Origin of the sequence: Chroococcidiopsis cubana SAG 39.79, assembly GCF_003991895.1 — a bacterium.
GTDB lineage: Bacteria > Cyanobacteriota > Cyanobacteriia > Cyanobacteriales > Chroococcidiopsidaceae > Chroococcidiopsis > Chroococcidiopsis thermalis.
The window spans coordinates 1-13,606 of sequence record NZ_RSCK01000051.1 but is presented as its reverse complement, the minus strand read 5'-3'; the positions used below and the strand labels follow the sequence as shown (position 1 = coordinate 13,606).

Here is a 13,606-nt window from a genome sequence, read left to right as displayed (position 1 = left end):
TTAACCAGCTATGTCTACTAATATAACAGCGCCAGAATCGTTAGTTAGTGTTATTATTCCTACCTACAATCGCCCAGAATACTTGAGAAAAGCGATCGCGAGTGCGGTACGCCAAACATATCGGAATATCGAAATCATCGTATCTGACGATTGCAGTCCTGACAATCCTCAAGCAATTATTGACGAGTTTCAAGACTCCCGAATTCGGTTACGCCGCAATCCACAGAACTTAGGCATTGCATTAAATGTCACGAGTGCATTTAAAGAAGCACAAGGCAAGTATGTTGCGAGTTTAAATGATGACGATCTGTGGAATGAAGATTATTTAGCAAAACTCGTACCGTATCTCGATGCTAATCCAGATTTGGTTGTCGCTTTTTGCGATCATTACGTGATTGACTCAGAGGATAAAATCGATTATCTAAAAACTGAGGAAACTACGCGGTATTGGCAGCGATCGCGGCTTAAAGAAGGAGTTTATCAACCTTTTTACGAGTTGAGTGTGGTCGATCAGTCCGTATTCATCGCCCTAGCAACTGTCATCCGTAGAGATGCGATCGATTGGGATAGCATCCCGCTGGAAGTAGGATTGTTTTGGGATCTTTACTTGGCGTATCTTGCTTGTCGATCTGGTAAGGGTGCTTACTACTATCCCGAAAGATTGACGCGCTACCGCATTCACCCCCAATCAGAGACGCAAATCAGCGGCAAAAAAAACGTGCAGGCGAAGATTCGCACGGGTAAAGCAGGAATTTTTTGTTACGAGCAATTCATCGCAGATGAGCGTTTACAAAAATTTCGCCCGTATTTTAGAGCCAAATTAGCACAATCTCACACGACTTTGGGAATTGGTCTGATGCGGTCTGGACAAATTGCGGCAGCACGCCCCCATTTCTGGAAAGCAATCCAATACCAATTAAATTTGCGTAGTGTAGCTGCACTGACCCTGAGCTTTACGCCTGGGTCAATCGTCAAGCTATTAAAAGTCTAATCGGGTGAGTCGTGGAGTTAGCAAGTCATGATGATTTCTGTTTTGATACCTACTTATCGCCGTTCGCAAGACTTGGCACGCTGTTTAGTAGCTTTACAACAGCAAGCTCGACCGGCGGATGAGGTGCTGGTGGTCGTCCGCGATAGCGATACGGAAACTTGGCAACTACTAGCAGAATTAGACCCTCATGCTTTACCGATACGCACTGTCAAGGTAGGCGTACCAGGGGTAGTAGCAGCCATGAATGCAGGCGTTGATGTGGCAAAAGGAGAGATTATTGCCATTACCGATGACGATGCCGCACCTCACGCCGATTGGCTGGAGCGGATAGAAGCTCACTATTTAGCAGATGAGAAAGTGGGTGGTGTTGGCGGACGCGATCGAATGCACTACGGAACGCAGCTCGTCGAAGGTCAATCTCATGTAGTGGGTCGATTGCAGTGGTTCGGACGGGCAATTGGCAACCACCATCTTGGCGTAGGAAATGCCCGTGAAGTTGACATACTGAAAGGGGTAAACTCCAGTTATCGGCGTTCGGCGATCGCTCATATTCGCTTTGATGAGCGGATGCGGGGTACGGGGGCGCAGGTACATCACGAATTGATGTTGTGCCTAACTCTAAAACGGGCTGGCTGGAAGCTGATTTACGATCCCGCGATTGTCGTCGATCACTACCTCGGGCAGCGGTTTGATGAAGATCGGCGCAACCAGTTTAATGCAATTGCTTTTAGCAACATGACATATAATGAAACCTTATCTTTGCTGGAACATTTAAGCCCGATACGGCGAACAGCCTTCGCGATCTGGGCGGTTTTGGTAGGAACGCGAGATGCTTGGGGTTTAGTACAGTTATTGCGGTTCTTACCGAGTCAAAGAAAATTAGCTTGGCAAAAGTGGCTTGCCTCCATGCACGGGCGCTGGCAAGCGTGGTTAACTTGGAGCAATGGCGATCGCTCCTCAGAGGTATGGGCGCAGCATTTGTAATTCGTAATTCGTAATTCGTAATTCGTAATTATCAATTGAGAAATCTGCCTTGGTTTAAATGCTGTCATCATGGAGATGCTATTAGGTGAACTCTAAGCAAACACTTTCAACTCCTACTTTCGGATTGCAACCAGCGCCAGCTTGGATGGCAATTATCGGATTTTCACTGATTACAGCACTGTGCCTGGTTGCTGCTAGCGGGATCGCCCGCTATGCTTTTCCCCTAAGTGCTTTTGTTGTGGGTGCGTTTCTCTATTTTCGCTATCCTGTCTTTTACGTCAGCTTTACTTGGTGGATTTGGTTTCTCACGCCGTTGCTTGCTCGCATCGTCGATTTTAAGAGCGGCTGGGATGCACAGCGTTTAATGCTGGTCACGCCTTTTCTCGTCTCGTTGCTAAGCGGGATTACTCTCATCCGCTATTTACCTAAAGCATATCGTCAAGGCGGCTTACCCTTGATCTTGGCTTTTGTTGCCGTACTCTATGGTTTTCTAATCGGATTGGTGAAGAATTCGCCTATGGCAGCAACGCGAGCGAGTCTGGACTGGTTCACGCCAATCCTGTTTGGCTTCCATCTATTTATCAACTGGCGCGATTATCCCAAGCTCAGCAAGATAATTCAGCAGACTTTCCTTTGGGGCGTGCTAGTTTCCGGTGTCTATGGTGTCGTGCAATACTTAGTTGCACCAATGTGGGATCGGTTCTGGATTATTGAAACAGAATTGGTGACAAATGGCAGACCAGAACCACTTGGCATTCGCGTGTTTAGTACCATGCATTCGCCCTTTCCTTTTGCCGTGGCAATGATGGCGGGTCTGGTGTTGTTATTTAACACGAAAGGAACTTTGCGTATCCCTGCTTCTGTAGGGGGGTATTTGGCTTTTCTGCTATCGGCAGTAAGAGCAGCATGGGGCGGGTGGCTAGTGGCACTTATCACCTTGCTGACTTCCATGAAAGCACGCCTACAGCGACGATTAATTATTTCCATCTTAGTGATGTCTGTGTGCGTGATCCCGTTGGCAACGATCGAGCCTTTCTCGGAAGTCATTAATACTCGCTTACAGTCCTTTTCAGAGATTCAAAAAGATACCAGTGCTAACGATCGCGCTGCTACCTACGAGCAACAACTCAATCTTGCCCTATCTGATTTTCTCGGTAAAGGGTTGGGAGGGATGTACGCTACTAACAGTGAAGGTCAGTTAGAACAAGTTATCCTCGACAGTGGCGTTCTCGATTTATTCTTCACCCTGGGCTGGTTTGGTGCGATCCCCTACTTGGGGGGCATTGTTCTCATTATCTATACGCTGCTGCAAAATTCCGAACTGCGGTTGGACTCTTTTGCTAGTGCTGCCCGTGCCATTAGTATTGGCGTTCTCGTTCAGATGCCACTGGGAAATACCATAGTTTCGCTTGCGGGTATGGTTTTTTGGTGCTTTGTGGCTATGTGTTTGGCAGCACGTAACTACTACCAGCAGCAGAAGCGATCGCAGTCAACGAATATGGTAGGGAGTAGGGATCGGTGACCAGTGACCAGTGACCAGCGACCACCGATCGATTAATTCTGAATTCCGCGCTTGCGAATTCTCCCCACACCCCACACCCCATTCTTCACTGATAACTGTCAACTGTCTTCACGCATCGCAAGTTCGTCATAGACTGCTAGGGTTTCTTGATGAACTCTAGTCGCCGTCAGACGTTCTATATTCTGTCGTGCTTTGTCTTTCCAAGCGTGGAGAATTGGCGGCTCGTTCAGTAATTCAGTCAGAGCAGCTGCTAAAGCATGACTGTCTGCTGCTGGGACTAAGATGCCTGCCTTCCCACCGTCCAAAGCTTCAGGAATGCCATCGACGTGAGTGGCAACAATAGCACATCCTGCTTCCCGCGCTTCTGGAATCACCAAAGGAGAGGGATCGCGGTGGGAAGCCAGTACGAAAATGTCAGCAGCCATTAAATAGCGTTGCGGTTGTGGTTGAAACCGCTCGAAGTGGATGCGATCGCTAACAGGCGTATTCCGTGCTTGAGCTTCAAATAGTTCGCGATCGGGACCATCCCCAACTAAGTAAAGATGAGCTGTAGGAAAATCAGCAGCAATTTGGGCAAAGGCAGCAACTAACTCAGCAATCCCCTTGCGTTTGTACATTCCCGCCACGGTAACGATCGCTGGGTGTTTTAGAGTTACGGGGACGCACTCTTTGAGTTGGCAAGTCCGAGGGCTACCTAGCGTACCGTTAGATATCACCCGCAGTTTTTGCTCTGGAATACCACGCCGTACCATAGAGTCTGCCACAGCCTTGCTGACTGCAATGACGCGATCTGCCAAACCCATCAGAACAGCACTACGCTGAAATTCGTTATGTACCGTCGATACGAGAGCGTATTGCGACTGAAATCTCAAAGTACTTGCTAAGACAACTCCTGTCATCATATGAGCATGAACGATGTTGGGGTCAAACTCTTTGACAATGGCTCGATAACCTCTAGCAGCTTCGATCAACTCGATTGGTTTTCTCGTCTGGTCTAGTTTGAAGTGCTCGACACCATGTTGCATGAGTAACTTCTCATAGCCTCCCCCAGCAGAAGCCACACCCACTTTGCAACCCGCCTGTGCTTGCAGACACGCTAAATCTACCGCTACGTTAACTATGCCGTTACCAGCTTCTAGCACGTGATTCAAAATATGCAGTACGTGCATTTATATCCCTACAATTTCTACAATGTCAGATAAGTTATGAATGCGTGCCATATGCACGAACAAGATTGAAAAAGTGAAGGTTATTTATGCATAAACTAGAAGCAAATAAATCCTTCACCATAGTAGCTGCGATTTGTCTATTTTTTGAGCGTTTTATGCGCAAGCTTAGGACGTGCGGAGAGTCACATCATCCCACTTCACGTAGTCTCCTTTTTTTCCAGTTCCCGTAGTTCCTAACTCTACGACTGCCCAGTCTCGGGAGATGGGTAAGGTGATTTCTAAATATTCCCAACCATTTTTCTTGGTGGCAGTTTTTGACATCTCTGCATCTCCGTCGCGATCGTCATAGCCGAGAATTTTGAGCGTCGCCTTGGCATTGCCGTTGACATATGCCCAAGCACCGATCGCCACTTTTTTGCCTAGTGGCAGCTGACCGGCAATTCGTCGGACTCGGACTGGCGTACCCGCTGCGGTGCCATCCAATTTGACGTAACCCTTACCTTTGTGCGCTCCACGAGCATCGTTACGCACGAAAGTTACGTAAGGTAAAGGTCCCATATCGCCGATGTCGCCAGCACCAAAATGTACCCACTCAGTCTCAGGATTGTTGGCAGACTCAAAACCTTTATTGGCGAGTGGTTGGTTCAGACGCATACTTTTGATTTTCTGATAAGTTGTGGTGGGCTTAAAATTTGGGGCGATCGCCCACTCATCATGACCGTCAAGATCGAATAGTATGGCGTTGTCATAACCGAATCTTTTGAGCTGTTGCCCGAAGATCGCAAACCACCGACGACGACAGTTTTCTTTCTCAGCCGCCGAACCAGGACACCAGCTTGAAATGACTCCGGCTTCGCTAATGGCAAGCGGTTTTCTGATGCCGTGTGCTTCTAGCGATCGCCAAGGATGCCCGAAACGATTGTCGGCGATTTGTCCGCCATAGGCATGTAAGCCGATGTAATCGCTCACCTTATCGATGCCGCGATCGAGCATTTCATCTAGGATATGGGATTCAATTCCTGAAATTGGGGGTGATTCGATCTTAATTCTCGGGTCAATGGCTCTAGCAGCTTTAAAGGCAATCTGAGTCATGTCTACGCACTCTTGAGCTGACATCTTGCCATTGCCATAGTCTAATTCTGGTTCATTGTCAATAATATAATAGAAAATTTTACCTTTGTAATGTGCCATGACATTGCGAACGAAATAATTGAAGTTCGCTTGCCATTGCTCGTAGTTGCTATCTCGATCGACTCCCAATCGAGGAGATACAACTGTATGAATTTTCAGCCCTGCATCGAGATACTTCTGCACGGCGATATCTCTAGCAAACCAATCAAAGGATGAGCCTTCCGTCTTACCACCAACACCATCCATCCCCATACGAACTAAGCCTAAGCCTAGATCCTTCGTATGTTTGATCGATCGCGCCACATATGCTGGATCGGTGTTATAGCCAGTACCGTTATTAATTCCCAGATATGGACCGCTGGGAGTAGCTCTGACACTAGCGCTGGGCGATCGCGCTGGAGGTTTATTAGATGTGACAGAGAATAAATTTGGAATGAGATAAATAGAAATTAAACTAAAAATAATCAACCCAGCAATGACACTCAATAAAAGCTTAAATCCCAAGCGACGACGAGCAGGTTGTTTAAACTTAGTCGAATTTTTTTTAGATCTCTTCAACATTTCAATTAGTGTCGAGCTATTATGCAATCGATTTGAGAGTTTTTTGCTGTCACGATAACATCATAAATAATAACTTACCCGTGAAAAGGCGATCGCCTTTTCCACGGGTAAGCTGAGAAATCTAGGTTAAGCTATGGCACGTCCGCACTTAGAGTACGCGGACGCTCACGTCATCCCACTTCACAGAGTCGCCTGCTCTGCCAGTTCCCGTCGTTCCCAGTTCGACTACTGCCCAATATCTGGAGATAGGAACGGTAATTTCTAAATACTCCCAACCGTTTTTCTGAGTTGAAGTCTTCGAGATCTCGGCATCACCATTTCTAAAGTCATACCCCAAAGCTTTTAGCGTTGCTGAGGCTCCGCCACTGACATAGACCCAAGCACCAATTGCTACCCTCTTGTTTTTTGGCATATCGCCTAAAATTCGCCGGATTCTAATTGGCGTGCCAGATCCAGCCCGACCGCTCTCTAACTTGACATAGCCTTTACTGCCGTTACGCCCTCCTTGATTGCTATCATTCTGGACGAAGTTGATATGAGGTGAAGTCCCTTTATAAATCCACTCGTCGTTGTTATCGGCAGGAGTCCACTCATTTTCAACGTTATTCGCTGACTCAAAACCGCCATTCGAGAAAGTCTTATTTAGACGTAAATCTTTAATTTGGTAATAAGCTTTCGTGGGGTTAAAGTCTGGCGCAACAGCCCAGCTATCGTGACCGTCGAGATCGAATAGGATGGCGTGGTCGTAACCAAATCTTTTTAGTTGTAGCCCGAACATGAGGAACCAGCGGCGGCGACAGTCTTCGGTTTCAAATTGGGAACCGTTGCAATACTCGTTAATCGATCCCGATTCGCTAATAGCAAGGGGCTTTCTGATGCCGCGTGCTTCCATGACTCTCCAAGGATGACCGAGACGATTCTCGGAAATCTGTCCGCCATAGGCGTGCAAGCCGATATAGTCGCTGACCTTATCGATGCCGCGATCTAACATCTCATTGAGCAGACCGGATTCAATTCCCATCACGGGTGGCGACTCAATTTTAATATTAGGATCGATGGATTTGGCTGTTTCGTAGGCAATCCGAGTCATGTCAACGCATTCTTGAGCTGACATTTTACCGTTGCCATAGTCGAGATCGGGTTCGTTATCGATGATGTAGTAAAAGATTTTGCCTTTGTAGCGCATCATGACGTTACGAGTAAAATAGCGGAAGTTTGCTTTCCATTTCTCGTAGTTACCGTCTCGATTGACGTGCATCCGTGCTGATAACACGGCGTGAATTTTGAGTCCAGCATTGCGATATTTATCGACAACCATATCTCTGCCCGACCAATGAAACCCTGCACCCTCCGTATTACCCCAAACGCTATCCATACCCATACGGACGACTTCTAATCCCAGGTTTTTGGTGTGTTGGATGGAGCGATCGACGTATCCTGAGTCCATGTTGTAGCCAGTGCCGTTATTCATGCCCAGAAAACTTGTCAAGGCTGCTGCTGGCAACGTGTAGAGGAGAGCTGAAGCAATTAATACTGAAACAATTGACTTAGACGATTTAGCTTGTCGTTCTGATAACTTTTTTGGAGCTATGTTTTGTAGTTTCTGGTAGAATTTCATTGTTTACCTCTAAATGGAATTAATGCAGCACGAGTTGACGATCGCACTTCATCTGCTACTCAATGCGGTTTGAGTAGACGAGAAGTCAATCGTGCAGAAAGCTGCTTTATTGCTGGCGATCGCGCTGCAAGATTGGCAAGCTAGAGGGAAGGGTTAGCTGGCTAAGGAAAGTGAAGCAGCGCTTTATGCAAATAGCTTTTCCAGTAGTTAAAGAAAGAACTATTTCAGTATGGTTATGCAATAGAGCAGTGTAGTGAAATGGAAAGAATTTAAGTCATTACACTTGGACTTGGTAATGAAGTTTCTGAAAAAAGCAGAATGCTTTACAAGAGCTTTACATGACCAATCTACAACTAAAGTAGGCTTACTCAGATGTGGATTCAAGAGGAATTTTACTGATCTACCTACTAGCCGAGATTTCCCCGATAGCCTTGTTTTATATAACTTTTATCGTAAAAATACTACTAGTGAAAATACTGTTAAATCGAGGGATGCAGAGCATATTATTGAGCAATCTCACTGGAAATATAGTTATAGCTATCTTGAAATTTTAAAATTGTAAGAATACAATCTTGGAATTTATTAAAATAAAAAAATTTAGGCTCTGCATCCGTACAAAGCATAGTAAAATCTTGTAAATTTGCGATCGCTACTAACTTAATCGAGCGATCGCCTAATGTTTTAGTTCTTTACAATTTCGCCAAAATTTGCCAACACGCGAGCATGATTGCGAAGTAAACCGAGTAGATTCAAGCGATTGCGCCTAATTTCTGGATCGGCATCCATAACTAAAACGCTTTGTTCTCCATCGAAGAAATTGCTAACAGTAGGAGCAATTTGAATCAAAGCATCTACTAATTGTTGATAGTTCCGCGATTCTCTAGCGGCTTGAGTTTGGGGAACGAGTTGCAATAAAGCATCGTAGAAAGCTTGCTCGGAAGATTTTTGAAAAAGTTTTGGCTTGACTAAGTTTTCTGGCTGCAACTGCGTGAAATCTAAATCTCCTTGAGCCGCGAGACGGGTGGAACGGTTGACGGTTTCGTAGATTTTATCTAGAGTGCCGTTATTACGAATAGATTGTAAGAAAAGAGCGCGATCGCGTACATCTAATAAGTCTTGTAATGCCCGTAATCTGTATTCAGCATCGCTTTCTCCCAGTACGGCATTGACTAAATCGTAGTCGATACTTCGTTCTTCTTGTAATAGCGTGCGAATTCTTTGAATGAAAAATTCCTGTAGAGATGCGTTTAACGTCTCCATACTAGTTTTGGCATAAGTTTTAATAAAATCTCTTGCCGTTTGCTCTAATAATTGGTAAAGATTAATTGATAAATTAGCCGCCCATATAATGGAAACGATCGCATTTGCCGCACGGCGCAGAGCAAAAGGATCGGAGGAACCTGTAGGTAGCATTCCTAAGCCGAAAATGCTGACTATGGTATCGAGGCGATCGGCAACTCCGACAACTTGACCTGCTAAAGTTTCAGGTAGGCGATCGCCTGCATTACGTGGTAGATAATGTTCAAAGATAGCTGTAGCTACGGTTTCCGATTCACCACTTTCTATAGCATATTTTTGTCCCATTACGCCTTGCAATTCTGGGAACTCAAACACCATTTGGGTGACTAAATCTGCTTTACACAAGCTAGCAGCGCGTTCGATTTGGTGGCGTTCTTGTTGGCTTACTTGCAACTGTTCGTTAATTTGCTGCGCGATACTAATAATGCGTCCAACTTTGTCGCCAACTGAGCCTAAATCTTCTTGAAATGTAACTTTTTCCAGTTGCAGTAAATAGCTTTCTAAAGGTTTTGCCAAATCGGTTTTGTAGAAAAATTGTCCGTCAGCTAACCTGGCGCGAATCACTCGTTCGTTACCTGCGGCAATAATATCCGATTTAGCAGGATCTCCATTAGAAATAGTAATAAAATTCGGTAGTAGAGACGCACGGCTGTGCGCCCCTACCTGAAATATGGGAAAATATCGTTGGTGGCTTACCATTACCGTAGTAATCACTTCTGGAGGTAAGTTCAAAAATTCTGAGTCGAATTTTCCGACTACAGCAGTAGACCATTCAACTAAATTCGTCACTTCTGCTAATAATTCGGGATAGATCGTAACGCTACCATTTAATTGTTGCGCGATCGCATTGACTTGTGCTTCAATTTTTGCTTTGCGCTGTTCGACCTCGACATCGACAAAAGCAGAACGCAAGCAAGAGACATAATCAGTGGCTTGGGGAATGGAAACTGTGGCAGGATGTAAAACGCGGTGTCCCCACGAAATGCGATCGCTTTTAATTATTTCGGAACTATTTTCAATTTGAATTGGTAAGACTTCTGTATCTAATAAAGCGACCAACCACACAATCGGACGGGAAAACTTTAAATCGCCGTCTCCCCAACGCATAAACCGCTTCCCTTCTAAGCCGAAAATCCACTCAGGGACGAGTTGAGACAAGATTTCTGCGACAGGACGACCTGGATAAGAGACGCGGACAAACACAAACTCGCCTTTATCCGTAGGACGAATTTCTAAAGCATCTAATTCTACCCCTTGCTTTTTGGCAAAGCCTTCAGCAGCTTTTGTGGGTTTCCCGTCTTTAAATGCAGCTTGCGCGGGTGGTCCTTTGATTTCCTCGTCTCGGTCTGGTTGTTGCGATGGTAGACCTTTGATGAGTACGGCGAGGCGGCGGGGAGTACCGTAAACTTCGATTGCTTCTGCCGTAAGATTATGATTGGTAAGACTTTGGGGAATACGCGATCGCCATTGCGCGATTGCGCTATCGACAAAACTGGCGGGGAGTTCTTCGGTTCCGACTTCTAATAGGAAATTAGGCATAGCACCCTAGATTGAGCGAGGCTTCATAAAAGACCTAGTTTCAACAGTTTACCGTGCCTGCAATCCTATTGGGTATGATGGACGATTGGTAGGGTGCATTAATTAACGCACCCTACTAATCTTACGCACCCACAGATTCTTTAGCGGCGTACATCACTTCGACAGTGATTTCGGTAAAATTGCGATCGCGGGCAAATTTTTCGGTATTCCGCTTGACTTTTCCGCGCACGAAGCCAGGAATTTTATTTAGTTCTGCTTGAGCTTCTCTCGTCCAAGCCAAGTCAGTATCGGCAGATATTCCCTTGGTGATTACTTCCTTGGTGTCGTGTCCGCCAAAGATTTCTAACAGGTGGTCTTCCATGCCCAGAGTAAAGGAATTGTACACCAAATCGGCAATTTGATTCGTGCCTTCGTAACCCATAAAAGGCTTGTAACCGATGGGGAAGTTTTGAATGTGGATTGGTGCAGCAATTACGCCACAAGGGATATCTAACCGCTTACCTACATGGCGTTCCATCTGCGTACCAAATATAGCAGAAGGTTCGACACGGGCGATCGCGTCTCCAATTGCGCCGTGATCGTCTGTAATAATCACCTCATCGCAATATTCGCTGACCTGTTCGCGGAACCAGTCAGCATCGTATTTGCAGTAAGTTCCAGCCCAAACAACGTGAATTCCCATTTCCCGTGCGAGAATTTTAGTTATGGCGGCGGCGTGGGTGTTGTCGCCAAACACGACAGCTTTTTTACCCGTTAAGTTTTGGCAGTCAATCGAACGGGAGAACCAAGCAGCTTGAGATACGTAGAGAGTTTGGTTGTTAATATACTCTTCGTAGTCAACATTAGCACCTTGAGCGTTAATAATCTGCTGGATTTTACGTAGGCAACGAGCAGTCTCGACTACACCCATCGGAGTAATATTGACATAGGGTATGCCAAATTCTTGCTCTAAGTAATTTGCTGTCAACAAGCCGAGTTCTCGATATGGGACAAGATTAAACCACGCACGGGGTAAGTTTTTTAACTCGTGAACGGAAGCACCTTCGGGAATGACAGCATTTACCTCGATTCCCAAGTCAGCCATTAACCGCTTCAACTCGGTGCAGTCGTGTTGGTTGTGGAAACCTAGAGTAGACACACCGATGATATTGACTGAAGGCTTTTCGGTTTTAGCTGTAGGTAGTTCGCCTTTCTTGCGTGCTTTCTCGATGTAGTAGCGGACAATTTGATCTAAAGTGCGATCGGCTGCTTGTAGTTCGTTGACGCGGTAGTGGTTGACATCCGCCAGTAGTACGTCAGCTTTTGCTTCCAGCGATGCTCTTTCGACGAAGTTTTGTAGGTCTTCTTGTAAAATGCTGGAGGTACAGGTAGGAGTTAATACGATCAGGTCTGGGTGTTCTTCCGCATCTTTACGGGTGATATTATCTACTACCTTCTCCTGAGAACCACGGGCAAGGACATGTCTGTCTACAATGCTAGCTGTAACTGGGGTAAAATTTCTTTCTCGCTCCAACATCGATCGCATGACGTTGAAGTAGTCATCGCCTAGAGGCGCGTGCATAATTGCGTGGACGTTTTTGAACGAGCTAGCGACACGCAAGGTTCCTATATGTGCGGGACCAGCATACATCCAGTAAGCCAATTTCATATCTACGATACTCCCCTCTGTGAAATGCGAATCGTTGAATATTAAAGTCCGTTTGTTTGTTGATTGTCGCAAACATTGCGATCGCCCCTGCTGCTCTACGCAACGATTCTTTATCTTTAGCTATATTCTGTAGTATTTAGATGCCAACTAGAAGGCGAGCGTGAATATTTTGCAAAATCACTGCCCTCTTATTTGCTCAATCTAGTACTTACTATATCTCCCCGATCCGGCATTTCTGTAAAAAGACAAATTTGTAAATGTGTCACTAATTAGAGTGGAATAGAGGGCGAATTTAGTTTTTAGCAATTTACTATTCTAGTATTAAAGCAAAATTTTTTGTTTGTTAATCGATAAACTCATCTAGTTCATTTGGCTTTAAGTATGCTGATACACTGGCTAGGCAGAGTTCTGCTAATACTATTTATATCTTTTTTAATTTATTCTGTATATTACTTGAACAAGGCTTTTGGAGGTGGCGATCCATTAGCCGTGCTTGGGTTACGGTTAACTAAACAGTGTTCGGGATGCGATTTGAAGTATGCAAATCTAAAATACGCAAATCTTACAAGAGCAGATCTTAGCAAAGCTCAATTAGATGGTGCTAATTTGAGTCATGCTAATTTAAGTTTTGCTAATTTACAAGGTGCTTCTACTTCTACTCGTGTATGGGTGAGTAGAAGACCAGCCGATTTTAGTTATGCAAACTTTAGTGGAGCAAATCTAAGTCATACTAGAATCACTGATAGCAATTTAAGCAATGCTAACTTTAGCAAAGCCGATCTGAGAGCATCTAACTTAAAGGGTTCCGATCTAAGTCATACAAATTTGTCTGATGCCGATCTGACAGGCGCTAAATTTGATAATCGAACAAAACTCAAAGGCAGTATCATTAACGAACAGACAAAATTAGATCCGAGATATCGTCTCATTTGGAAAATTGTTAATCAAGGAGCGCGAGAATTTAATCTAAAAGAAATTGACTTTAGAGACGTTAGTTTAAGCGGTATTGATTTTCGAGGCGCAGACCTAGAGGGTGTAAACCTCAACCCCGACCACAGAGCAGACTTGAATTACGTGAGTTCGATGAGAAAAACTAGCCAAAAAGAAAACTGAGACCTATGCTCAAAATACACACACAATAGTC

The 13,606-nt window shown here is 45.2% G+C and carries 9 protein-coding genes; 4 read left to right on the top strand and 5 right to left on the bottom strand.

Features of this window, described 5'->3' with window-relative positions:
- The first annotated feature begins 10 nt into the window (after positions 1-10).
- From DSM107010_RS24010 to DSM107010_RS24000, 3 genes are all read left to right on the top strand, one after another.
- Entirely contained in the window at positions 11-991 is a 981-nt protein-coding gene (locus DSM107010_RS24010) for a glycosyltransferase family 2 protein (protein ID WP_106166049.1), read from the top strand.
- A 27-nt stretch (positions 992-1,018) separates the two neighbouring features.
- Positions 1,019-1,975 carry a glycosyltransferase family 2 protein gene (locus DSM107010_RS24005; RefSeq protein WP_106166048.1) on the top strand — a complete coding sequence of 319 codons (957 nt, stop codon included), beginning with the start codon at positions 1,019-1,021 and terminating at the stop codon, positions 1,973-1,975.
- 85 nt (positions 1,976-2,060) lie between these two features.
- Positions 2,061-3,497: an O-antigen ligase family protein gene (locus DSM107010_RS24000; protein ID WP_015152343.1), complete on the top strand. Its 1,437-nt coding sequence runs from the start codon at positions 2,061-2,063 to the stop codon at positions 3,495-3,497.
- Between the two features lie 98 nt (positions 3,498-3,595).
- On the opposite strand, the gene DSM107010_RS23995 is transcribed toward DSM107010_RS24000, so the two are convergent.
- From DSM107010_RS23995 to bchB, 5 genes are all read right to left on the bottom strand, one after another.
- Positions 3,596-4,666 (bottom strand): glycosyltransferase family 4 protein, encoded by a 1,071-nt coding sequence (locus DSM107010_RS23995; protein ID WP_015152344.1) that lies wholly within the window; start codon positions 4,664-4,666, stop codon positions 3,596-3,598.
- A gap of 165 nt (positions 4,667-4,831) precedes the next feature.
- Positions 4,832-6,358, bottom strand: coding sequence for a glycoside hydrolase family protein (locus tag DSM107010_RS23990; protein WP_106166047.1), 1,527 nt, complete (start codon positions 6,356-6,358; stop codon positions 4,832-4,834).
- 148 nt (positions 6,359-6,506) lie between these two features.
- A complete protein-coding gene (locus DSM107010_RS23985; protein WP_015152346.1) occupies positions 6,507-7,976 on the bottom strand; it encodes a glycoside hydrolase family protein in 1,470 nt (489 codons plus the stop codon).
- A 681-nt stretch (positions 7,977-8,657) separates the two neighbouring features.
- Entirely contained in the window at positions 8,658-10,814 is a 2,157-nt protein-coding gene (gene glyS / locus DSM107010_RS23980) for a glycine--tRNA ligase subunit beta (protein WP_106166046.1), read from the bottom strand.
- Positions 10,815-10,935: 121 nt separating this feature from the next.
- Complete coding sequence (gene bchB / locus DSM107010_RS23975) at positions 10,936-12,462, bottom strand: ferredoxin:protochlorophyllide reductase (ATP-dependent) subunit B (RefSeq protein WP_015152349.1); 1,527 nt, start codon at positions 12,460-12,462, stop codon at positions 10,936-10,938.
- Positions 12,463-12,915: 453 nt separating this feature from the next.
- Between bchB and DSM107010_RS23970 the strand changes: the two genes are divergently transcribed.
- Positions 12,916-13,575, top strand: coding sequence for a pentapeptide repeat-containing protein (locus DSM107010_RS23970; RefSeq protein ID WP_158631854.1), 660 nt, complete (start codon positions 12,916-12,918; stop codon positions 13,573-13,575).
- Positions 13,576-13,606: the final 31 nt, after the last annotated feature.